Annotated in this window: 21 protein-coding genes and 1 pseudogene; 11 read left to right on the forward strand and 11 right to left on the reverse strand. The window is 75.2% G+C overall.

The window, feature by feature from the left end; translation table 11 throughout:
* Positions 1 to 94: 94 nt before the first annotated feature.
* Positions 95 to 970 (reverse strand): hypothetical protein, encoded by an 876-nt coding sequence (locus ACFVXH_RS37790; RefSeq protein ID WP_049658421.1) that lies wholly within the window; start codon positions 968 to 970, stop codon positions 95 to 97.
* Positions 971 to 1061: 91 nt separating this feature from the next.
* Positions 1062 to 2600: a hypothetical protein gene (locus ACFVXH_RS37795; RefSeq protein ID WP_369808353.1), complete on the reverse strand. Its 1539-nt coding sequence runs from the start codon at positions 2598 to 2600 to the stop codon at positions 1062 to 1064.
* Between the two features lie 185 nt (positions 2601 to 2785).
* Here ACFVXH_RS37795 and ACFVXH_RS37800 point away from each other — a divergent pair, with 185 nt between their 5' ends.
* The 5 genes and pseudogenes from ACFVXH_RS37800 (at position 2786) to ACFVXH_RS37820 (ending at position 7105) form a co-directional block, all read left to right on the forward strand.
* The gene (locus tag ACFVXH_RS37800) at positions 2786 to 3838 is read left to right on the forward strand and encodes an IPT/TIG domain-containing protein (RefSeq protein ID WP_387830683.1); all 1053 of its coding nucleotides are present in this window, start codon (positions 2786 to 2788) and stop codon (positions 3836 to 3838) included.
* A 285-nt stretch (positions 3839 to 4123) separates the two neighbouring features.
* Positions 4124 to 4648 (forward strand): annotated as a pseudogene (locus tag ACFVXH_RS37805) (hypothetical protein).
* Positions 4649 to 4823: 175 nt separating this feature from the next.
* Positions 4824 to 5600: a LamB/YcsF family protein gene (locus ACFVXH_RS37810; RefSeq protein WP_234348727.1), complete on the forward strand. Its 777-nt coding sequence runs from the start codon at positions 4824 to 4826 to the stop codon at positions 5598 to 5600.
* Positions 5597 to 6229, forward strand: a complete 633-nt coding sequence (pxpB, locus tag ACFVXH_RS37815) for a 5-oxoprolinase subunit PxpB (protein WP_380777760.1) — start codon at positions 5597 to 5599, stop codon at positions 6227 to 6229. Before ACFVXH_RS37810 ends, pxpB begins: the two co-directional genes overlap by 4 nt.
* A gap of 12 nt (positions 6230 to 6241) precedes the next feature.
* Positions 6242 to 7105 carry a biotin-dependent carboxyltransferase family protein gene (locus tag ACFVXH_RS37820; RefSeq protein ID WP_387830686.1) on the forward strand — a complete coding sequence of 288 codons (864 nt, stop codon included), beginning with the start codon at positions 6242 to 6244 and terminating at the stop codon, positions 7103 to 7105.
* 30 nt (positions 7106 to 7135) lie between these two features.
* Here the strand turns inward: ACFVXH_RS37820 and ACFVXH_RS37825 are convergent, their stop codons facing one another.
* A complete protein-coding gene (locus ACFVXH_RS37825) occupies positions 7136 to 7906 on the reverse strand; it encodes an alpha/beta fold hydrolase (protein ID WP_387830688.1) in 771 nt (256 codons plus the stop codon).
* Positions 7907 to 8052: 146 nt separating this feature from the next.
* On the opposite strand from ACFVXH_RS37825, the gene ACFVXH_RS37830 reads away from it, so the two are divergent.
* From ACFVXH_RS37830 to ACFVXH_RS37840, 3 genes are all read left to right on the forward strand, one after another.
* Positions 8053 to 8586, forward strand: a complete 534-nt coding sequence (locus ACFVXH_RS37830; protein ID WP_387830690.1) for a PadR family transcriptional regulator — start codon at positions 8053 to 8055, stop codon at positions 8584 to 8586.
* Between the two features lie 83 nt (positions 8587 to 8669).
* Positions 8670 to 9365 carry a class I SAM-dependent methyltransferase gene (locus tag ACFVXH_RS37835; RefSeq protein ID WP_387830692.1) on the forward strand — a complete coding sequence of 232 codons (696 nt, stop codon included), beginning with the start codon at positions 8670 to 8672 and terminating at the stop codon, positions 9363 to 9365.
* Positions 9366 to 9591: 226 nt separating this feature from the next.
* Complete coding sequence (locus tag ACFVXH_RS37840; protein WP_375876712.1) at positions 9592 to 10434, forward strand: undecaprenyl-diphosphate phosphatase; 843 nt, start codon at positions 9592 to 9594, stop codon at positions 10432 to 10434.
* Positions 10435 to 10520: 86 nt separating this feature from the next.
* Here ACFVXH_RS37840 and ACFVXH_RS37845 read toward each other — a convergent pair whose 3' ends face one another.
* A complete protein-coding gene (locus ACFVXH_RS37845) occupies positions 10521 to 12032 on the reverse strand; it encodes a HEAT repeat domain-containing protein (RefSeq protein ID WP_387830694.1) in 1512 nt (503 codons plus the stop codon).
* A 290-nt stretch (positions 12033 to 12322) separates the two neighbouring features.
* Between ACFVXH_RS37845 and ACFVXH_RS37850 the strand changes: the two genes are divergently transcribed.
* Entirely contained in the window at positions 12323 to 12913 is a 591-nt protein-coding gene (locus ACFVXH_RS37850; protein ID WP_387830696.1) for a hypothetical protein, read from the forward strand.
* Between the two features lie 91 nt (positions 12914 to 13004).
* On the opposite strand, the gene ACFVXH_RS37855 is transcribed toward ACFVXH_RS37850, so the two are convergent.
* Positions 13005 to 14486, reverse strand: coding sequence for a hypothetical protein (locus ACFVXH_RS37855; RefSeq protein WP_049660292.1), 1482 nt, complete (start codon positions 14484 to 14486; stop codon positions 13005 to 13007).
* A 524-nt stretch (positions 14487 to 15010) separates the two neighbouring features.
* Between ACFVXH_RS37855 and ACFVXH_RS37860 the strand changes: the two genes are divergently transcribed.
* Complete coding sequence (locus ACFVXH_RS37860; RefSeq protein ID WP_338016391.1) at positions 15011 to 16255, forward strand: phosphotransferase; 1245 nt, start codon at positions 15011 to 15013, stop codon at positions 16253 to 16255.
* A 65-nt stretch (positions 16256 to 16320) separates the two neighbouring features.
* Here the strand turns inward: ACFVXH_RS37860 and ACFVXH_RS37865 are convergent, their stop codons facing one another.
* From ACFVXH_RS37865 to ACFVXH_RS37880, 4 genes are all read right to left on the reverse strand, one after another.
* Complete coding sequence (locus tag ACFVXH_RS37865; protein WP_082345991.1) at positions 16321 to 17703, reverse strand: acyl-CoA dehydrogenase family protein; 1383 nt, start codon at positions 17701 to 17703, stop codon at positions 16321 to 16323.
* A 168-nt stretch (positions 17704 to 17871) separates the two neighbouring features.
* On the reverse strand, positions 17872 to 17955 hold the full coding sequence (locus tag ACFVXH_RS37870) for a putative leader peptide (protein ID WP_350526312.1): 84 nt from the start codon (positions 17953 to 17955) through the stop codon (positions 17872 to 17874).
* A gap of 80 nt (positions 17956 to 18035) precedes the next feature.
* A complete protein-coding gene (locus ACFVXH_RS37875) occupies positions 18036 to 18530 on the reverse strand; it encodes a hypothetical protein (protein WP_049656052.1) in 495 nt (164 codons plus the stop codon).
* A gap of 759 nt (positions 18531 to 19289) precedes the next feature.
* Positions 19290 to 19517, reverse strand: a complete 228-nt coding sequence (locus ACFVXH_RS37880) for a DUF397 domain-containing protein (protein ID WP_234348556.1) — start codon at positions 19515 to 19517, stop codon at positions 19290 to 19292.
* Between the two features lie 347 nt (positions 19518 to 19864).
* On the opposite strand from ACFVXH_RS37880, the gene ACFVXH_RS37885 reads away from it, so the two are divergent.
* On the forward strand, positions 19865 to 20404 hold the full coding sequence (locus ACFVXH_RS37885) for a PTS-dependent dihydroxyacetone kinase phosphotransferase subunit DhaM (protein ID WP_082345992.1): 540 nt from the start codon (positions 19865 to 19867) through the stop codon (positions 20402 to 20404).
* A 58-nt stretch (positions 20405 to 20462) separates the two neighbouring features.
* On the opposite strand, the gene ACFVXH_RS37890 is transcribed toward ACFVXH_RS37885, so the two are convergent.
* Positions 20463 to 20951, reverse strand: a complete 489-nt coding sequence (locus ACFVXH_RS37890; protein ID WP_049656056.1) for an NUDIX domain-containing protein — start codon at positions 20949 to 20951, stop codon at positions 20463 to 20465.
* A 10-nt stretch (positions 20952 to 20961) separates the two neighbouring features.
* A complete protein-coding gene (locus tag ACFVXH_RS37895; protein WP_049656058.1) occupies positions 20962 to 21513 on the reverse strand; it encodes a sugar transferase in 552 nt (183 codons plus the stop codon).
* Between the last annotated feature and the right edge of the window lie 87 nt (positions 21514 to 21600).

Genomic DNA, 21600 nt, shown 5'->3' on the forward strand with positions numbered 1-21600 from the left:
CGTGGCGTGAGGGATGGGCGGCGGGCCGGATCGGGGCGGGTGGGCCGGGGCCGGCGCGGTGGGCCCGGAGCGGGTGGGCTCCGGGCGCCGGGGCTCAGAGGGAGTGGAACGGCAGCCCCGCGTCGGCGACCAGTTCGTCGCCGGTGTCCGGCGGCAGCAGGCTGGCGGTGCCGTCGGAGACCGGGACGATGCCGAGGTCGAGCAGTTCGGCCATGGCCGCGCTGCCCGCCAGGTCGCGCACCTGGAGCTGGTAGCGGGCGGTGGTGCGGTAGGTGCCGCCGGAGTCGTCCGAGACCTTCTGGAGGAAGCCGGAGTCGACCAGGAACAGCACGGCCTTGGCGACGATGCCGATGGTGGAGCCGGAGAGCCGGCGGGCGTCCTTGGTGGCGCCGGTGGCGGTGCGCCGGGCCCAGACCCGCCAGGCGGCCTCCAGGCCGGGGGCGTCGGAGGCCGGGTCGGTGTTGGCGCCGTCCGCGTCGGCCTGCTCCTCCAGGCGGCGGCAGGCCTGGCGGACGAAGGAGTCGACGCCGTTGACGGTGATCCGGCCGAGGTAGCCGTCGTCGGCGAGGTCCTCGGGGCGCGGGAAGGCCATCGCGGCGACGGCCAGGTGGGCGAGGCCGTGCAGGAAGCGGTCGGTGGACTCGGAGGCGGCGCGGCGCGAGTAGTCGCCCATCCGGACGGCGAACAGCGAGTCCTCGGCGGCGGCCACGGCCATGCCGGCCCGCGGGGAGACCTCCAGGACGACCAGGCCCATGCCGGTCGCGATGGCGTCGGCGAGCCGGGCGAACGGCGGGTCCTCGCGGTGGCGGCGCACCAGGTCGGCGTACTCGGCGTCGCGGGCGGGCAGCAGCTTGGCCTGGAGGCCGAAGGAGACCAGTCGGGCGGCGTCCGCGACGTCGGCCGGCGTGATCGGCGCGGGGGCCGCGGGTTCGGTCTCGGCCGCCCAGGACGTGTCGTGGTGGGTCGTCACGGGCGGTGCTCCTCGGGGGTGGCGCGGTGGTTACGGTTCGTCATGGTTGGTCCCGGCGGGGTTGGTCCCGGCAACGTGTGCTCCCGGCCGGTCAGCCGGCGTCCTTGCGGTCGGCGGCCATGCCGACCGCGTCGAGCAGGGCGCTGCCGACGATCAGGTCGGCGCCGCCGAACTCCCGGTCGCGCAGCGGGGTGCCGTCGTCCACGGCGAACAGCAGCCGCTCCTCGCCCTGGCGGTAGGCGGTGCCGACCGGCGGGCTGGCCGCGTGCACGGCGAGCAGGGCGACCAGGTACGGCAGGTCCGGGTCCTGCTTGCGGGCGTCGGCGAGCAGGCCGGAGAGCCGGCGGGGGGCGTCCGGGGGCAGGTCGAGCAGGAGCATCGCGGACTCCAGCTGGGCCTCGGAGAACCGGCTGTCGTCCGGGGTGGCGACGAGGTCCGGGTCGGGCAGTTCGGCGCCGAGGTGCTCGCGCTCGACCGGCGGGGTGAGCAGCAGGTCGACCAGGTCGGCGACCCGCACCGAGACCGGGGTGCGCAGACCGGCGCCGCGGGCGAAGAACGCGCCGGTGGGGCGGACGGCCTGCTCTATCGGCAGCCGCAGCACGGGGGCGAGCAGCTGCCCGTAGAGGTCGATGCCGCTGCGGGCGCCGGGGGCGGCGAAGGCCTGGCGGTCCTGCTCGGCGCGGAACAGCGGGCCGGCCTCCAGCAGGCGGGTCTGGAGCTGGGTGTGGCGGCGGATGCAGTCCTTGACGATGTCGACCAGCTCGGCGGCGCGGCGCTTGTGCTCGGGGTCCTCGGCCTCGTCGCGGGCCTTGCGGATGTTGGTGAGAATCGCGTTCTCGTGCCGGTAGCGGTCCGCGATGTGGTCCAGCGCCTCCTCGATGAGATCGGGGATGGCGCGCATCCAGTCCACCGCCCGGACGTTGCGGCGGGTGGCGTCCAGGGCGCGGCGCAGCGTCTCGGCGTACTGGACGGTGCGGTAGCGGGCCTGCTCGGCGGCGAGCTGGGCGTCGGCCAGGCGGCCGCGGCGGATCAGCACCTCCAGCTTGACCTCGGCGGCGATCTGGGCCGAGGTGACGTCGGTGTCGAGCGCGCCGACCAGGACGTTGACCGCCTCGTCGGTGGTGCGCAGGTAGACGCCGCCGTCGGGGCCGGGGACCTCCTCGATCAGCTTGAAGTCGTAGTCGCGGCGGACGTACTCGCCGTCCGCGCCGAAGGTGCCGTAGACGGCGCGGAAGCCGCGGTCCACGCTGCCGACGTTGATCAGCGACTCCAGCACCCAGCGGGCGACCCGCTCGTGCTCGACGGCGGGACGGCCGACGGCCTGGGCGGCGACCCGGGGCAGCAGCCGGGCGAGCACTATCTCGCGGTCGGCCCCGGTGTCGAAGTCCATGTGCAGGGTGACCAGGTCGATCGCGGCGAGGCCGACCTCGGCCATCGCGTAGCCGCCGTACTCGCCGGCCAGGTTGACCTTGCGGTTGTCCAGGTCGTGCAGCGGGGCGGTGCAGGCCAGCGCCTTGAGCCGGCGGGCCAGGCCCTCGTCGGCGGCGGGGCCGGGCGCGGGGCGCGCGGCGGCCGGGCCGGCCGGGGGTCGGAGGCCGGGCTCGATGGGCGGGTCTGCGATGGCGGTCACGGTGGACAAGATTAGAGGTTCGCACCGAGTTCGACCGAAACGGACCTTGCGGGCGGGCGGAGCGGCAGGTGGGCGGCGGTTCGGGTGACGGATTCGGAACGTGGTTTCGACGGGATTCCGCCATTCCCGAACCGGTATTCGAGAAAACCGTGAGGGTCGCGCACCGGTTCGGTGATGATCGACCCATGATCACCCGACTGGCCAAAGCGGGCCTCGCCGCCGCGCTGTCCGTGACCACCCTCACCACCGGCGCCGTCCTCGCCACCGGCGCCACCGCCGAGGCCGCGACCCCGGCGGTCCCGACCTCCGCCCAGCACGTGACCGTCTCGCAGAACGGGAACTACCCCGGCGGGTTCTTCACCACCGGCAACATGTCGGTGTCCTGGACCGTCGCCGGCACCACGGACCTGACCGGGCCGACCCACATCACCCTCGACCTGCCGCCCGGCGTCACCACCGACGGTGCGATGTTCTTCCCCGCACCGGCGGACTACACCTTCACCACCGCCCTCTCCCCCGACCACCGCCACCTGGAGGCCGTGTTCACCGGCACCCGGCCGGTCGGGAACTACAACTTCATGAAGCTCAACCTGGCCACCACGCCCGGCGTGCCGATCGTCGGCGCGATCACCGCGACGGTCGCCAACCCGAACGACACCGACCCGACCGGGCACGTCTCCGGCTACGACCTCGGCAGCAAGAGCTCCCTGCCGGCGACCGCCCAGGCCGCCCCCGCCGTCACCGGCCTCGACACGGCCACCGGCCCGGGCACCGGCGGCACCGCGGTGACCGTCAGCGGCAGCAACCTGGCCAACGGCATGGTGCTGGTCGGCGGCGTCCCGGCCCCCGGCCGCTGCACCGACACCGCCTGCGCGGTGACCACCCCGGGCGGCACGGGCAGCGCCCCGGTCAGCGTGGTGACGCCCGGCGGCACGGCCGCGGCTCCGGTCACCTTCGACTACACCGGCGCCCCGCCGCCGGCCCCGGCCGCGCCGGTGCTCAGCAGCGTCTCTCCCACCTCCGGCCCGGCCGCCGGCGGTACCCGGGTGTACCTGTTCGGCAGCAACCTGACGTACGGGTCGGTGGCCTTCGGCGGGGTGCCGGCCACCCACGTCTCCTGCGGCCCGGCCGCCTGCACCGCCACGGCCCCGGCGGGCGCCCAGCCCGGGCCGGTGGACGTCACGGTCACCACGGCGGGCGGGACCAGCGCGCCGGTGACGTACACCTACACGGCGTAACGGCCGTACGCGGCGCGCTCGCCGCCGTCGGTGCCCGGGTTCCGCGGAGCCCGGGCACCGCTGCGTTCGGGGCGGGGCAGTGCCGCCGCGTCCCCTCCACGACTCCGGCCCGGCCCGATGCGGCCCCGGCCACCCTTCCCGCCGACTCCGCCGGTCCCCGCCTGGGCCCCCACCCACCCCGAAGGCCAGTTGAACACGTTCAAAAGATAGGTCTAGAGTCGGTTCCGCGCAGGCGGGACAAGGCTCCGCCTGCACTTCGGCATGCTCGGCATGGAGGTGTGCGAGATGGACGGCGACTCGGCGGTCATCCTTCGCAAGGTCCGACGGTGGCTCTGGTTCTTCCTGGTCTGCCTGGTGCTCAGCGGTCTCACCGCGTTCCCGCTGGAGACCGAGACCCGCTGGCTGGCGGACTTCGCCGCCGGCCCGGCCGCGCCGCTGAGCGATCACCTCCCCGGCGCGACGGCCTGGATCGACCGGGTCCACACGGGCGTCGCCGAGACCAACGCGCGGTACCCCTTCCTCGCCTACGGCACCGACTGGCTGGCCTTCGCCCACCTGGTGATCGCCGCCGCCTTCTGGGGGCCGCTCAAGGACCCGGTCCGCAACATCTGGGTGATCCGCTGGGCCGTGCTGGCCTGCGGGGCCGTCATCCCGCTGGCGCTGATCTGCGGGCCGCTGCGCGGGATCCCGCTGGCATGACGATTCATCGACATGTCGTTCGGCGCCTTCGGCGTCATCCCGCTCCTGCTCGTGCTGCGGGCGCTGCGCCCGCTGGAGCGCGCGTTCCGGGGGCCGGCGACCGCCGGTTGAGCCCGGGCGGCCCGCGCGCCCGGCTCGCACCCCGGCGCGACCCCGCGCGGCGCCGCCCCGGGGCGTGCGGCCCCGGGCACACGCCGCGGCGCCCGCGGGGCTCCGGGTCACGGGCAACGGCCTTCATCCGCAGGCCCTACCATCTGGCTCAACAGCTGCTGGGAGGCGGACGGGCGTGGCCGATGCGGTGATCGATCTCAATGCGGACCTCGGAGAGGGGTTCGGACGCTGGACCCTGACCGACGACGAGGCCCTGCTGTCGGTGGTGACCAGCGCCAACGTCGCCTGCGGGTTCCACGCCGGGGATCCGTCGACGATGCGCCGGGTCTGCGCGCTGGCGGCCGAGCGCGGCGTCCGGATCGGCGCCCAGGTCTCCTACCGCGACCTGGCCGGCTTCGGCCGCCGCGCGATGGACGTGCCCCCGGAGGAGCTCGCCGACGAGATCGCCTACCAGATCGGCGCCCTCCAGGTGTTCGCCCGCGCGGCCGGCTCCAAGGTCTCCTACGTCAAGCCGCACGGCGCCCTCTACAACCGGGTGGTCGGCGACTCCGAGCAGGCCGAGGCCGTGGTGGCCGGCGTGCTGCGGGCGGGCGCGGTCTGCGACGGGCCGCTGCCCGTGCTCGGCCTGCCGGGCTCGCTGCTGCTGGAGGTGGCCGAGGGCGTCGGGCTCCCGGTGGTCGCCGAGGCCTTCGCCGACCGCGCGTACACCCGTACCGGCACCCTCGTGCCGCGCCGCGAGCCGGACGCCGTGGTGCACGACCCCGAGTCGGTGATCACCCGCGCCGTCGCCATCGCCCGGGACGGCACGGTGGAGGCCGCCGGCGGCGAGCGGATCGCCGTCGAGGCCCGCTCGCTCTGCGTCCACGGCGACACCCCCGGCGCCGCCCAGCTCGCCTGGCGGATCCGCGGCGCCCTGGCCTCCGCCGGGGTCCGGGTGGAGGCCTTCACGTGACACCGGGGACGGTGCGCCGGGTCGGCGAGCGGGCGCTGCTGGTCGAGCTGCCCGGGACGGCCGAGGTGGCCGCGCTGTACGGCTGGCTGAGCGAGCGCCGGGAGTCGGGGGCGCTCGGTGCGGTGGAGGAGCTGGTCCCGGCCGCGCGCACCCTGCTGCTGGACGGCGTCGCGGACGTCGACGCGGTCGCGGCCCTGCTGCGCACTGCCCGTCCGACGGCGGCGGCGGCCGGGGTGGCGCGCGGACCGCTGCTGGAGGTCCCGACCGTGTACGACGGCGCCGACCTGGCCGAGGTCGCCGCGCTGTGGGGGGTCTCCGTCGAGGCCGCCGTCCGGATCCACACCGGGCCCGAGTACGTCGTCGCGTTCTGCGGCTTCGCCCCCGGCTTCGGCTACCTCACCGGCCTCCCGGCGCCGTACGAGGTGCCGCGCCGGGCCACCCCGCGCAGTTCCGTCCCGGCCGGCTCGGTCGCCCTGGCCGGCCCGTACACCGGCGTCTACCCGCACCCCTCCCCCGGCGGCTGGCAGCTGATCGGCCGGACGGCGCTCGCCCTCTGGGACGCCGACCGCGAGCCCCCGGCCCTGCTGGCCCCGGGCACCCGGGTCCGCTTCACCGCGGAACGGGCCTGAGGGGGAGACGAGTTGAACGAGCTGGTGGTGGAGCGGCCGGGACCGCTGACCACGGTCCAGGACCTCGGGCGGCGCGGGGTCGCCCACCTCGGGGTGCCGAGGGCCGGGGCGCTGGACGAGCCGGCCCTGCGGGCGGCCAACCGGCTGGTGGGCAACGAACCCGGGGCCGCCGGGCTGGAGACCACGCTCGGCGGGGTCGCGCTGCGGGCCGTCGCGGCGGCCCTGGTCGCCGTCACCGGTGCGCCCTCGCCCGTCCGGGTGGACGGCCGGCCGGCCGCCTGGGGCGCACCGGTCCTGGTGCCGGCCGGAGCGCTGCTGGAGGTGGGGGCGGCGACGGCCGGGGTGCGCGGCTACCTGGCGGTGGCGGGCGGGATCGACGTCCCGCCGGTGCTCGGCAGCCGCTCGACGGACCTGCTCGCCGGGCTCGGGCCGGCCCCGTTGGCCGCCGGGGACCGCCTGCCGGTCGGCACCCCGCCGCCGTACCGGGCCCGGCCCGAGCTGGTGCCGCTGCCCGCTCCCCCGGCCGAACTGGTGCTGCGGCTGCGGCTCGGACCGCGCGCGGACTGGTTCACCCCGGAGGCGGTGGCCCGCCTCGGCCGCGACCGGTACCTGGTCTCCCCGACCGGCAACCGGGTCGGGCTGCGCACCGAGGGCCCGCCGGTCGCGCGCGCCCGGGACGGCGAACTGCCCAGCGAGGGAATGGTGTTGGGCGCGGTGCAGATTCCGCCGGACGGCCGGCCAGTGGTGTTCCTGGCCGACCATCCGACCACCGGCGGCTACCCGGTGATCGGCGTCGTGCCGACCACCGACCTCGCGGCCGCCGCCCAGGCCCGGCCGGGGACGCCGGTGCGCTTCGTGCCCCTGCGGGAGCGCTGAGCGGGAGCACCGGGCGACCCACGAACCCGCTCACCCCTGTTCGAGCGCCTCCGCCGCCGCGGCCGCGAAGCCGTCCGGGTTGTCGACCATGATGTTGTGCCCGCAGTCCGGCACCGCGACCACCCGGACGCCGGCCGCGCGGAGGGTGTCAACGCCGGTGGGCTCGCCGTCCGCCGCCGGGTGGAGGAAGGTGCGCGGGAGGTCGAGGTCGAGCAGCAGCTCGCGCATGGTCGGTTCGGTCGCCCGGACGAGGTGGCGGGCGCTGCGGTGGAGCGCCTCCGGGCCGGCCAGCCGCATGGTGGACCACCAGAACGGGCCGACCCGCTCGGCGACTTCGCCCAGGCCGCCGGCCAGGAACTCCTCCTCGTCGTAGGCCGCGATGCCGCTGCTGCCGGGGCGGCGCCGGTCGGGGGCGATCCGGTCCAGGTTGGCGTCCACCAGGAGCAGCCGCTCGACCAGGTGCGGGTGCCGCCGGGCGAGGACGATCGCGACCGCCCCGCCCATGCTGTGGCCGACCACCTCGACCCGGTCCGGCCCGGCGGCCGCGACCGCCGCCGCGACCGCGTCCGCGTGCTCCTCCAGCGTGTAGCCGAAGTCCGTCGGCCGGTCGCTGAGGCCGAAGCCGAGCAGGTCCAGCAGCAGCGAGCGCCGCCCGGCCAGCAGCGGGTGGGCGGCGGCGGCCGCGAAGTAGGCCGGCGAGCTGGAGCCGAGCCCGTGCAGGTAGAGCCGGACCGGCTCGGCGCCGGGCAGCTCGACCCAGCGGATCCGGTCGCCGTTCGGGGTGACGGGGGCCTCGCGCATGCTCACTCGCTCCTCATTCCTGGGGGGCCGGCCCGGGGTGCCGGCCCGGGGGTTTCCGGCAGACGAGCAGGACCATACATCGAACACGAGGTATCACGATAGCGAGATACCCATGCCCCGAGGGACGGATCTGAGAGAGTGGCCCCATGCTGAAGCTCGCCATCCTCGGATTCCTGTACGACCACCCCCTGCACGGCTACGAGCTGCGCCGCCACCTCGCCGCGCTCACCGGGCACGTCCGACCGATCAGCGACGGCACGCTCTACCCCGCGATCAAGCGTCTGGAGGCCGACGGCCTGCTGGTCCGCGAGACCGAGCCGGGCAGCGCCGCCGCGCCCCGGCACACCCTGCACCTCACCGGGGCCGGCCGCGCCGCGCTGCTCGACCGGCTGCGCGAGCCCGAACCGCTCGACGTCAGCGACGAGAACCGCTGGTTCACCCTGCTCGCCTTCCTGCGGCACCTCGCCGACCCCGCCGCCCAGGCCGCCGTGCTCCGCCGCCGACTGGCCTTCCTCGCCGAGCCGGCCAGCTTCTTCTACGAGGGCGACCGCCCGATCGGCGCCGAGGAGTTCGACGACCCCTTCCGGCGCGGCCTGCTGCTCGTCGCCCGCGCCACCACCGAGGCCGAACTCGCCTGGCTGCACGCGACCCTGGCCGACCTGGAGGTCGGCCCCCGGTAGACCGACCCCGAACGCGCCGCGGCCCACGCGGACCTGCCGACGCCCTCTTTCCCCGCCCACCCGTCCGTGTTCCGATGAACGGCATGGCAGACGAACGACGCGATGGCTACGACGGGACGGGCGAGGGTGCGATCACCCCGGACGGCTGCGCCGTCGAAGTGTGGACCCGCCTCCCCGCGGGCGACGCCCCGGACGTGATCGAGGCGGCGGTGCCGCCCGGCGCGCACATCCTCGAACTCGGCTGCGGCGTGGGCCGGATGACGCACCCGCTGACCGACCGCGGCTTCACCGTGACGGCCGTGGACGAGTCCGCCGACATGCTGGCCCGGGTCCGTCCGGACGTCCGCACGGTGCGCAGCCCGATCGAGGGACTGGACCTCGGCGAGCGCTTCGACGTCGTCATGCTCGCCTCCTTCCTGGTGCACGCCGGTGACGTGACGGTCCGCCGGGGCCTGCTGGAGACCTGCCGCCGGCACGTCTCCGAGGACGGCTGCGTGCTGGTGCAGCGCGAGGGCGAGGACTGGCACCGGAACGTGCCGAGGGAGAGCTCGATCGGCCCGGACGGGCGGGCCCGGCTGGTCTCCGCCACGCCGGTCGGCGACGGCGTCAACTCCGTGCGGTTCGAGTACGTCTTCCCGGACGGCACCTGGACCCAGACCTTCCTGTCCCGACCGCTCAGCACCGAGGCGTTCGAGCGGGCGCTCGCGGAGGCCGGTCTGGTGGTCGAGCGCTACCTGACGGCGGACCGCACCTGGGTCCGGGCGCGGCCGGTGCTGTAGCTCCCGGCTGTCGCCGGAGCGGCAAGGGCCCTGTGCGCAAAGCCGGAACAAAGGGTGAACAAAGAACTGTCACTTTCACCCCGTACCATCAGCCGCGCGCCGGGCTCGCGCGCGGCCCGCGGGCCGGGCGGGTCACGGTGGTCCCGCACGCCCATCCGACCCGCAAGGACCCGCCCATGCCGCCCCTGCCCCTCGCCCGACGGATACCCCCGGCGGGTGCCCGGTGATCGATTGGTTCCACGGGGCCGTCCTCGGCCTGATCCAGGGGCTCACCGAGTTCCTGCCGGTCTCCTCCAGCGCCCACCTGCGGGTCTTCTCGGCCCTGCTCGGCTGGGACGACCCGGGTGCGGCCTTCACGGCCGTCACCCAGCTCGGCACCGAGACGGCGGTGCTGATCTACTTCCGCCGGGACATCGCCTCGATCATCAAGACCTGGGCACTGTCCCTGTTCCGGCCGGCGCTGCGCTCGGACCCGGACGCGCGGATGGGCTGGTTCGTGATCATCGGCACCCTGCCGATCGGCATCCTGGGCAAGCTGTTCCAGGACACCATCGAGACCCACCTGCGCGACCTGCGGATCATCGGCACCACGCTGATCGTCTTCGGCCTGATCCTGGCCTTCGCCGACCGCACCCGGGCCGTCCGCCACGCCCGTCCGATCACCGACCTCACGCTGCCGCACGCGGGTGTCTACGGCTTCGCCCAGGCACTGGCGCTGATCCCGGGCGTCTCCCGTTCCGGCGGCACGATCAGCGCGGGTCTGCTGCTCGGCTACAGCCGGGAGGCGGCGGCCCGCTACTCGTTCCTGCTCGCCATCCCGGCGGTGCTCGCCTCCGGGGCGCTGGAGCTGTTCAAGATCGGCGAGGGACCGGCCCCGGCCTGGGGGCCGACCATCCTGGCCACCGCGATCGCCTTCCTGGTCGGCTACGCGGCGATCGCCTGGTTCCTGAAGTACATCTCGACGCACAGCTTCCTGCCGTTCGTCGTCTACCGGGTGCTGCTCGGCGTTCTGATCATCGGACTGGTTGTCGGCGGCGTCCTGACTCCGGACGCGGGCGCGGTGAAGTAGAACCGGGTTCCACAAAACCAGGACCCGCGGAAGCGAGTGGGCCGGGACACCGACACGGTGTCCCGGCCCACCGAACGTTGTGGACCCTAACGCCCGAACTCCCGGGCGGCGGTCAGCCGGCCGCGTACGGCGGCATGGACCTCGGCCTCCTCGGCCGGGTCGGCGGCGAGCCTGCGCAACCGCTCCAGCACACGCGCGTCGCCCGTGGTGGCGACATGGCGCGCGGCGAGCTCACGCGTGGACTCCTCGCAGTCCCAGAGGCACTCGACGGCGGGCCCCTCGGGAAAGTGCACGTCGGTCGCGGCCAGCGCCTGGGCGGCGCGTCCGCGCAGCTCGGAGGAGGCGGCCTCCCCGTAGACGTGGCGCAGGACCGGGACGGCGTCGGCGGCGGCCAGCCGCCCCGCACCGTCGACCAGCGACCCGAGCCCGGTACCGCTGACCCCGCGCACGGAGATCCAGCGGCGCAGCCCGGCCACCACCAGCGGCGCGTCGGCCGGCTCCCCGGCGTCGGCGAGCAGCTGGACGGCGGCCTCGCCGAGCGCGCTGTCGGCGCCGCCGCTGGCCGGGTCGGCCCAGCGGCGCGCCTGCGTCAGCACCTCGGGGCCGCGCATCCGGCCGAGCAGCTCCAGGGCGGCCCGGACGATCCGGTCGTCCACGTCCGCGGCGGCGGCCTCGATCAGTTCGACGGCGGCCGGGTCGCGCTGTTCGACCAGGTGCCGCAGGGCGGCCCGGCGGGCGCCGGGCAGGCCGTCGCGGGCCGCTTCCAGCAGCAGCGGGCGGTCCTCCGGCCGGACGACGGCCGTCAGGCAGCGTGCGGCCGCGGCGGCGCGGCGGTCCACCGCGTCGGGGCCGGACGGCGAGTCGGGGCCGCGCGCGGGCTCCGGGCGGGCGTCGGGCCGGCCGAGGAAGGCGCCGGCGCCGAGGCCGCCGAGCTCGCCCTGGTCGGCCCAGGCCAGCACGTCGGCGGTGGACCAGCCGGGGGTGACCCCGCTGCGGTTGATCTGGCGCTGCCACAGGTCGAAGGGTGACTGCTCGCTGGCCGCCGCCACTCTGGGGTGGTAGGCCGCCCAGAGCCGCCAGGGCCGGGGCTCGTACGCGTTGCGGATGAACTCGCGCAGCTCGGCGTCGCCCTCGGGGCCCGGCTCGAAGTGGTCCAGTACGGCGGTGCCGAGCAGCAGCAGGCCGCGGTCGTCGTCGCGCAGGGCCAGCTCGTCGAGGGCCCACGCCCAGTTGGCGCCGGTGGCGGCGTACTCGCGCAGCATCAGCAGCGCGTCGCGCCGGCCGTACGCGGCGAGGTGGCCCAGGACGGAAAGGGCGAGGCCGGTGCGGCTCTCGTCGTCGGTGACCAGGTCCTCGGCGGAGTGGAGGTGGTCCTCGATGCCCTCGAGGGGGGCTTCCAGGTCCATGTAGATGCGCGCGTAGTAGAGGGAGCGGCTCTCGACCTGCCAGTCGGCTCGCGGGTCCCTGGTGACGCACTCCTCCAGCGCGGCGATGGCCTCGGCACGGTCGGCGGCCAGCGCGTGGAGCTGCCCGTCACCACGGCCTCGCTGAAGGAGGCCTAGGAGGCTGGCACTGGGTGCTATCACTGGCTCGAACATGAGGTCAGCATCCGTTGCGGCGGTCGGAGTGGCAACGGGATTTCCGTCGCCGGGGTCTCTGGTCGGTACTGCGGTGGGCGCCCGGGCGCCGGAATCACCGAAGGTTACCGCCTCGGGCCCCCGTCCGCACACAGGGCGACGACGGCTCCGGTCACAGTGGCATATGCCAGCGGAAATTTTGCCCGCGTTCTGTCGAAATCACCCACAGGGGTGACAACGCTGTGCGACAGTCTTCTCACTGTCCGAACGGCCCGCACACCGCGGGCCGTGTACCGAGCGATAGGTCCGCCATGAACATGCCATTAGGCGCCACCCGCCCGCCGGGAGCCGCCCACGTGGACGGCGCCCCGGCGGGCGGGGGCGGCACGGCGAGCGCCGGGAGCGGCACGGCGAACGGCGTCACGGTCGGCGCCGGCGGCCCGGGCGGACACGGCACGGGCGACAGTGCGGGCGACGCCGACAGCGGAACGGACGGCAGAGTGGACGGCACGGCCCAGGAGCCGACCGGCCCGTACCTCGGCGCCGGCGGCGACCACGACGCGATCATCGACGACGGCCCGATCGGCTCCGCCGAGTGGGACCTGCTGACCGACGGGATCCAGTGGAGCCCGGAGGCCTATCTCCTCCTCGGCTGCGAGCCGGGCCACGGCCCGCTCAGCCTCGACCGGCTGCCCGACCGCCTCCCCGAGGCGGACCGGCCGCTGCTGCGGCGGATGATGACCGACGCCCTGGTGCACGGCCGCTGCGCCGCCGGCACCCTGCGGGTCCGCCGGTCCGACGGGCGCTACGACGGCGTCGAGTGCGCGGGCGAGCCCGTCCTCGGCACCGACGGCACGGTCGTCGCGCTGCGCATGCTGCTCCGCCCGGCCCCGCCGCACTGAGCGCACGGCCCCTCTCACCCCGAGCCCACAACCCCCGCCCCGCCGTACCGCGCCCGACGGCCCGGCCCGGGCCCGTACGTCCGCGGGCCCGTCAGGTCAGCCGGCGCCGGTTCTTGGCGTCCGCCGCCCGCAGCGCCCGGCCCAGCTCCTCCCGCAGCTCGTCCACCACCGGCAGCCCCCGGTACTGCGCGGTCAGCCGGTACATCTCGCGCAGCCGGTCCCAGGTCCGGTGCGAGGAGTTCTGGCCGATCAGGTTCATCACCATCTTGGCCTGGAACCGCGCCGCGTCCGGCTCGCCGGTGAGCAGGTGCACCGAGGCCAGGGTGATCCGGTCGAACAGCGCCGACCGCAGCTGCCCGGTCCCCTCCCGCAGGGTGATCACCCGCTCCGCGTGCCGGCGGGCCTCGGGGGCCGCCCCCGGGTCGTGCTCGGAGAGCGTGCGCAGCACCAGGGCCTGCATGCCGCGCAGTTCGGCCTCGTCGAACACCTGCATCCACGAGGGCGGTGGCTCCGGCGCCTCCTCGGTGAACAGGTCCTCGGCCTCCCCGAGCAGCCGGTAGGTGTCCTGGGAGTGCCCGATCGAGGCGTGCGCCCACGCCTCGACGGTGTTGAGCATGGCGCGCGTTCTGGGCAGCAGCCGTCCGCCGGCCGCCTTGGCCGCCGACATCAGGTCCAGCGCCTCGTCGGCCCGGCCCAGGTGCACCATCTGCCGCGCGGCCCGGGAGATCGCCTCGCCGGCCCGTGGCCGGTCGCCGGCCTCCTTGGCCGCGTCGGCCGCGATCATGAAGTACTTCTGGGCGGTGGGCTCCAGCCCCACGTCGTGCGACATCCAGCCCGCCAGCACCGCCAGGTTGGCCGCGACCAGCCACAGCCGCTGCTCCACCGCCGGTGCGTGCCGGTGCGTCAACAGGCCGCCGACCTCGTTCAGTTGACCGACCACCGCCTTGCGCTGCAACCCGCCGCCGCGGGCCGCGTCCCAGGCCCGGAACACCTGCACCGAGTGCTCCAGCGACTCCACCTCGTCGAGCCCGACCGGGCCCGCGTCGTACACGTCCGCCGCCGGGTGCGCTCCGCCCCCGGCGACCGCCTGTCGCGGCCCTGGGACGGAGGCCGCGTACGCGACCGCGTCCCCGCCCAGCCAGCCCTTCAGCGAGTCGGCGATGACCGCCCCGGCCGTGAGCGCGGCTCCGGCGCCCACCAATCCACGTCGGTTCAGCATGAGGTCCATTCCCGTGAACTCGGTGAGGACCGCGGCTGTTCGATCCGGCGACCATGGCACTGCTGCGGACGCGTCCGCTCCGGACCTGGTGGGCCGGTGTCGTTCCAGACCGAGGTCCTCAGTGGTGACGACACGGCCGAGCCGCTCCGTGAACACGGCCGCCAGCACCCTCGGCACCGGATCGCGCGGGATCTCCCCCTGCTCGATCCAACGCCGTACCCTCGACGTGTCGGTGGACAGCTGCAGCTGCCCCATCGCGGCACCCCGACGGTTGACCAGCCGCGCCAGCTCGCCCTTCGACCATCCGGTCAGGACGAACAGGTCGGCCAGTCGGGTGTTGGGTTCCCTGCTCAACGAAGCCCCCAGGTTCCTCGGCTGATCCGAGGCTAGAGGCTCGGGCAAGTGCCGGGCGAGCATTCGCCACCGTTCGCCAGGGCCCGCCAGACTACTAAGCCAGTGCCCGACGGGTGTGTTGTAGGGGTGCGCCACCTCGCCCCCCGGGTCGGGCGGTGTCCCACCAGCGTCGGGGCTGTCCCCCGACGGTGGCACGGGGCGCTCCCGGTCCTCACCCGAGGGGGTGGCGCGGCCGGGTGGCGCGGGAGCGCCGGGCACGGCCACGGCAGTCCGGCCGACCGCATTCCCCAGGGTGCGGACGGCCGGAGCACCGCCGACCAGGGGTTCCTGACCCCGCGTCCGTGCCCGGCGCCCGCGCACCACCGACCGCACCGCTACGGGGTACCGCGCGGAGCAGCGCACCGCACGACGTACCGCACCACCCGCAGGGCCGCCGTCACGCCAGGAAGCACACGGCACCGGCCCTCCCCCGCCCCCGCGGGGCAAGCACCCGCCGACGGACCGGAAGGGACCTCCCTCAGCCCATGTACTCCTCAGCGACGACCCCCACGCCCACCGCGACCCGCCCAGCGCTGCGCCCCCCCACCGCAGCCGCCGGCCGCACCGGCCCCAGGGCCGTGCCCCCGGCGAGCCGTCCCGCGGTCCCGCGCGGCGCCGAGGGCCGGGCCACGGACACCCGGGTCGTCCCGACCGGCCGTACGGCGCTGGGCCCCGCCGGCCGTACCGCGCTGGGCCTGCGGGCCCCCGAGACCGCCCTGCCGGGCGGCGGCCGGATGCCGCTGGCCCGGCAGGCCGACGGCCAGGTGCTGCGGGCCCGGCGGCCCGGCCTGCCCGTCGGCGGCGGCCCGGAGCGGATCGACCCGTCGGCGCTCCAGACCCCGGCGGTCCGGGCGGCGCTCGCGGGCGTCTCGCGGATATGTCCCGCGTTCACCCCGCGCCAGGTCCTGCGCGAGGGCAGCCGCCACATCCTGGTGGCGGGCACCATCGGGCGGGCCCCGGTGGTCGCCAAGTGCCTGGCGCCGCAGGCGGTGCGGAGTGAGTACTTCGAGCAGCTGGTGGCCGACTTCCACCACGAGGTGGCGGTCTACCGGGCGTTCGTCCGGCACCGTCCGCCGGTGCGGCTGCCCCGGCTGGTGGCGGCCGACCACGACCGGTGCGTGCTGGTCATGGAGCGCGTCCCGGGGCGCCCGGCGGCCCGCGAGCGCCACCCGGTCAACGCGCCGACCCCGGGCGAGGTGCGGGCGCTGCTCACCGCGGTCCGCACGCTGAACCTGTGGCGGCCGCCGACCGACGTCTTCCAGCCGCGCCTGGACTACCAGTTGGAGATCTCCCGCTACCACTCGGTGGGCCAGCTCACCGACCGGGACGCCGGCGACCTCCGCGGCCTGCTGCACGGCCTCGGCAGCACCCCGCTCCAGCTCTGCCACGGCGACGCCCTGCTCAGCAACATGCTGCTGGCGCCGTCCGGACCGGTGCTGGTCGACTGGGAGCAGGCCGGCTGGTACCTGCCCGGCTACGACCTGGCGGTGCTCTGGAGCGTCCTGTCCGGGGACACCGCGGCACGCCGCCAGATCAGCCAACTCGCCCAGAGCGGCGGCACGCTGGCCCGGGACGCGTTCCTGGTGAACCTGGTGCTGGTGCTGATGCGGGAGATCCGGCTGTACGACGTGCCGGGCGCCGGCGAGGAGCAGCGGATCATGATCCGCCGGCTCTACGACGACGCGGCGCTCGCCCGCCGGGCCGTCCGCGCCGCGGTCGGGACCCGCTGAGCCACCTCCGCGGCCCGTCGGACCACCGTCAGGACCCGCCGGGCCCGGGAGTTCGACCACGGGCCCTACGGCCGGGCGCCCCGCTCCAGGGCGGCCCGGCCGGCGGCCTCCAGGACGGTCTCGTCGGGGGCCAGGTGCACCCGGCTGCTGAGCACGTCCCGCAGGTAGCGCTCCAGCGGGTGACGTCGGCTCAGGCCGGGGTTGCCGGTGAGGGCGACGGCCTGCTGGACCACCGCCGTCGCGGCCCGGGTGGCCAGCAGGTGGGCCGGACCGGTCCGGGCGACGGCCTCCTGGTCGCCCCGGTCCACCCGGGAGGCCAGGCCCTCGACCAGTTCCTCGGCCCCGATCAGCTGGGCCTCGATCTCGCCGAGGGCGGTCCGGTAGCGGGGCAGGGTGCCGAGCGGCTCGGTCAGATTGGCCGGGGTGCGCTGGTTGAGGAAGCGGATCAGCCACGCCTCGGCGGCCCGGGCGACCCCGATCGCCACGGCGGAGAGGGCCAGGTCGTGCCAGGCCGACGAGAGCTCGGCGTCGGCGTCGGCACTCTGACGGGCCGTCCGGCGACCGTTCGTCAGGCCGAGCGCGAGGTCGCCCGGCACCCGGACCCCGTCCAGCACCACGTCGTGGCTGGCGCTGGCCCGCAGCCCGAGCTGGTCCCAGGTCGGGTCGATCTCCAGGCCCTCGCTCTCGCCGCGGACCAGGAAGGTGCCGATCCGCGGCTCCTCCTCGTCGGTCCGCGCGGTCACCGCCATCCAGGCGAGCGCCTCGGCTCCGGTGCAGTACGTCTTCCGGCCCGTCAGCAGCCAGCCGTCGCCGTCCCGTCGGGCGACCGTGCCGGGCAGCTCGCCCGCCCCGGCACCGGGCTCCGCCCGCAGCGTGTTGACCAGTGCCGGACCGCGCCGGGACTCGGTGAGCAGCCGCCGGTAGCCCGCCGTCGGCCAGTCGGCCCGGCGGGCCTGCTCGGCGTGCTGGAGCAGGGTGAAGGCGGTGACCACGGCCACCGAGGCGTCCCCGCGGCCGAGTCGGGACAGCACCCGGACGGTGTCGGCGAGCGTTCCGCCCGGACCGCCGTACCGCTCGGAGACGGTGAGGGTGAGCAGTCCGGCCTCGTGGACGGCCTCGATCCCCTGGTACGGGAAGGTCGCGTCGCGGTCGTGCTCCTCGGCGCGGGCGGCCAGCAGGTCGACCACCCGGGGCAGTCCGGCGAGGGCGGTCTCGACCGCGCTCCGGTCGGGTGCCGCGCCGCCGGGGGCGGAACTTGTGGGTGTGGAACCGGTGGATTCGAGATGGCCGGAACCCGTCGGTTCGGAACCCGCCGCCGGAGCGGCGGTCCGCGAACGGCGTCCGGCGGACGCGCTCCTGGGCGAACGGTTGTCGGCGGGGCGGTCGTCGGACGCGTGGTCCTCGGACGAACGCTCGGCGGTCGAACGGTTGGCGGCGCGAGTGGTCATGATGCTGTGCCTCCGGGCGGCAGCGTGGGCTCGGCAGGTGCGGGCGGCACGCCGTACGGGCGCGCGGTGGCGATCGGCGGCCCCGGAGGCCGGCTCACGGCCCGCCCCTGGTCCCGGCGCCGACCGGACACCCGGCCGATCGCCCGCCGCCGGGGGACGAATCCCCCCTCAGCGGCCCGGACACGCCGCGCTGGCGGTGCGCCGCAGGTCCAGATGCCTGCGACGGGTCAGCAGCGGAAGGCGGCACGGCATGTTCGCGACTGTACGAACCGTTGATCGATACCGTCAAGCAGCGTCCGACCCCCGGGCGGAGCCGGCCGGCCCCGGCGGGATCAGCCCTGCTGGAACATGTCCGCGGGGAGCGGCTTCAGCAGCTGATACAGGTCGTCCGAAATCGGTCGGTCCCAGGACGCGACGGTGACCAGGACGCCGTCGCTGCGGCCGAACTGGGCGCAGAACACGCGCTCCTCGCTGACCTTGACCTTCTTCACGATCAGCAGGTCGTCCCCGAGCATCACCGGGAAGTCCTCGGCCGAGACGAACTCGACCGGCTCGTCGTTCTCCAGCGCCGCGAGCAGCTGCCGCACCTCGAAGGGCACCTCGTCGCCGGTCTCCCGGGCGGGCGAACCCTCGGGGAGGTTGCCGATGAACATCGCCGGACCTCTGCCGCCGAACAGGTCGTAGCGCAGGAAAATCCCCTGGCAGGAGCCGTCCGGGCCGGTCATCATGGCCGCACCGAAGTCACCGGGCCAGTCGCCCGGGTCCATCGCGAGCACGTCGAAGTCCGGGCCGGCGGGCTGTCCGGAGCGACGGCGGAGAAAAGACATGGGAACATCGTACGTGTCCGGCACACCGCGTTCGCGAGGTGGGTGGGGCACCGCCGGGGGGTGGCCGGGAGATCGACGCTCAGAGACCAATGTTGACTCTGAGCAACCGTCCGGGCTACGTTCGGTTCAGCACGACAGCCGTTCTGGGTTTCACCCTCCGGGGGGACGGCATGTCGCAACGCGGCCCTACACGCGTTTCCCTCACTGTGCACTTGTCGTGCCGAACCGCCGAGCACCCAGCTTCGTCGTCGCACACAGCACGAACACACAAGCCAACAGTTCCAAGTTTCACAAGCCAGATCCGCGGGGCCCCGGCCCGTCGCTCCCGTGGATCTGCTCGGGACGCCGCCGCGTGGGGGCGTGCGGGTCCCGAGCACCGGTGCCGTCATCCGAGTCGCTCTCGGCTTCGGCGCCAACCTCCCGGCGACTGCCGGCCCCATCTCGGGGCCGGGACCGGCCGACGCACCCCGGTGCGCAGGGGATGACTGGGAGGATGGCCTGGCAGTACTGCCGGGCCGCACAGCAGGCGCCGTGTCTGGCCGCGTGGGGGCGGTGGGCACGGCGTCTGCCCGTGCTCTTACTCTGAGCTGCGTTTGTCTAACAGTCAACAGAAATTCTGACGGGGCACGCTCAATGGATCATCAGTTGTGATGTTTCGGACCCGAAAGATCGTCTACGGAGCGGACCCCCGTCGACCGGGGGTCCGCTCCCGTGGTGCCGGGCGCCGGCTCGGCGCCGACGGGCTCCGCGCGCCTCGGCTCAGGTGAGGTCGAACTCGCCGTCCCGGGCGCCGAGCACGAAGGCCCGCCACTCGCCCGGCGTGAAGACCAGGACCGGCCCGTCCTCCTGGCGGCCGTCCCGCATCCCGATGTAGCCGTCCACGAAGGCGATCTGCACGTCGCCGACGCCCTGGCTGCTGCACAGCCACTCCGCCCCGGTGAAGTCCACCCTGGGCTTCCCGTTCGGCGCCAGATCCGGCTGCACCACGCTGACCTCCGTGTCCGTCCCGCTGTTGGATCCCACTGACCGATCTCCTCCCGACGGCGTTCCTGGGCCAGCCTAGCCACACCGCCCGGCCCCGGTCAGCGGGTTGACGAGGACTCCTCCGGGCGGGGACGGGCGCGGCCGGAGGACCGGTCGAGGCGTGTCCCGACCGGCGGGGGCGGCGGGCAGCTGCCAGAGTGCTGCCAGGGCGCCGTACGACCGCCTCCCCGGCCCGGCCCGGGAGGTGCCGGGGCCCGGGCCGCTCCGCCCTGACCGACCGGGATGACCGGTTCGACCGAGCGTGCCTTGCCAGAACGATCCACCGACCGACCCGTTCGAGGGAGCAGCCGATGAGCCGCCGGGACGGCACCCGCGCCGACGTCATCCCCATCTCCGACGCCCCCTCGGCCCATCCCCCGGCACCCCGGACGCCTCCCTCACCCACCCAGTTGCCCCGGCCGACCCCCGCCCGGACCGCCACGCACGGGCGGGTCGGGATCGTCCTGGTCTCGCACAGCCAGGAACTGGCCACCGCCGTACGCTCCCTCGCGCTCGCGTTGACCGGATCCGACTCCCCCGCGCCGGTCGCGGCGACCGGCGGCGACCCGTCGGACGGACCGGGCATCAGCGCCGTCCTGGTGGCCGCCGCGACCCGGCGGGTGGACCAGGGCCACGGCGTGGTGGTGCTCGCCGACCTCGGCGGGGCGGTCACCACCGTCCGCGCGCTGCTGGCCGACGCGGACGAGCACGGGCTGCCCTTCCCGGTCCGGTTCGCCAACGCCCCGTTCGTCGAGGGCGCGGTGGCCGCGACCGCCACCGCCACGGCGGGCGGGGACCTGGCCGCGGTACTGGACGCGGCGGAGGAGGCCTACCGGCAGTACAAGGGCTGACCGGCGCGGGCGGGTGGTTGAGGACCTGCGGCGGGCCGTGATGGGCCCGCCCCCGGGCTCAGGGGCGCTCCTTACCCTCCCAGGTGAAGACCGCCGGGCCCTCGCACTCCAGCGCGTGGCGCAGCCGCTCGTGCTCGCTCTCGATCATCGGCGGCAGCTCGTCCAGCCCGAACCAGCCGACGTCCAGCGACTCGTCGTCGTTCACCCGCGCCTCGCCGCCGACCGCGCGGCAGCGGAAGGTCAGCACCAGGTACTGCGTCACATCGCCGTTCGGGTACGTGACCTGCGGCGAGACCGTGACGGAGGCGAGCAGCTCGGGCACGACCACCACCCCCGTCTCCTCCTCGCACTCGCGCACCACGCCGTCGGCGGGCTGCTCCCCGGGGTCGAGGATGCCGCCGACCGGCGCCCACCGGCCGTCGTCGGCCCGGCGGGCGAGCAGCACCCGGTCGCGGTCGTCCAGCACGACGGCGACGACGGCGCTCAGCCAGAGCGGGCGGGTTCCCACGATGGCGCGGAGCTCGGCGAGGAAGGGGGGAATGGCCATGGGCCGCAGCCTATCGGGGCGGCTCCGGGCCGACCCGGTGCGCCCGGCCGGTGTCGGGCCGCAGCAGGGCGAGCACGGTGAGGCCGAGGATGCGCAGGTCGAGCCCGAAGGAACGGTGCTCGACGTACCAGAGGTCGAGCTCCGCCCACTCGGGGCGGCTGAGCGGGCGGGGCGTCCGGCCGCGGCTCAGGGCCTGCAGCTGGGCCCAGCCGGTGAGGCCGGGCCGGACGGCGAGCCGGCCGCGCTCCCGGCGGGAGTAGTGCGCCGCCTGGTCCGGGCCGACCGGCAGGGGCCCGATCACCCCCATGTCGCCGCGCGCCACGTTCCACAGCCGCGGCAGCTCGTCCAGGCCGGATTGCCGCAGCAGGGCGGTGAGCCGGCCGTCCCCTCCGGTCCGGAAGCGCAGGAGCTGGAACTCGCGGCCGTGCCGGCCGGTCCGGATCTGCCGCTGGAGGACCGGGCCGCCGGTGCCGCAGCGGAGCAGGACGGCGATCAGCAGGGCCAGCGGCAGTGCGACGACCGCGGCCAGGGCGGCGACGGCGAGGTCGCCGGCGCGTCTCATGAGACGGCCGCGGCGCGATCCGGTCTACCGCTCATCGCTCCACCTCCACGGCGCTTCGAGCCGGAAGAACGCCTTCACAGTAGAGGC

Origin of the sequence: Kitasatospora sp. NPDC058184 (assembly GCF_042883725.1) — a bacterium.
Taxonomy (GTDB): Bacteria; Actinomycetota; Actinomycetes; order Streptomycetales; family Streptomycetaceae; genus Kitasatospora.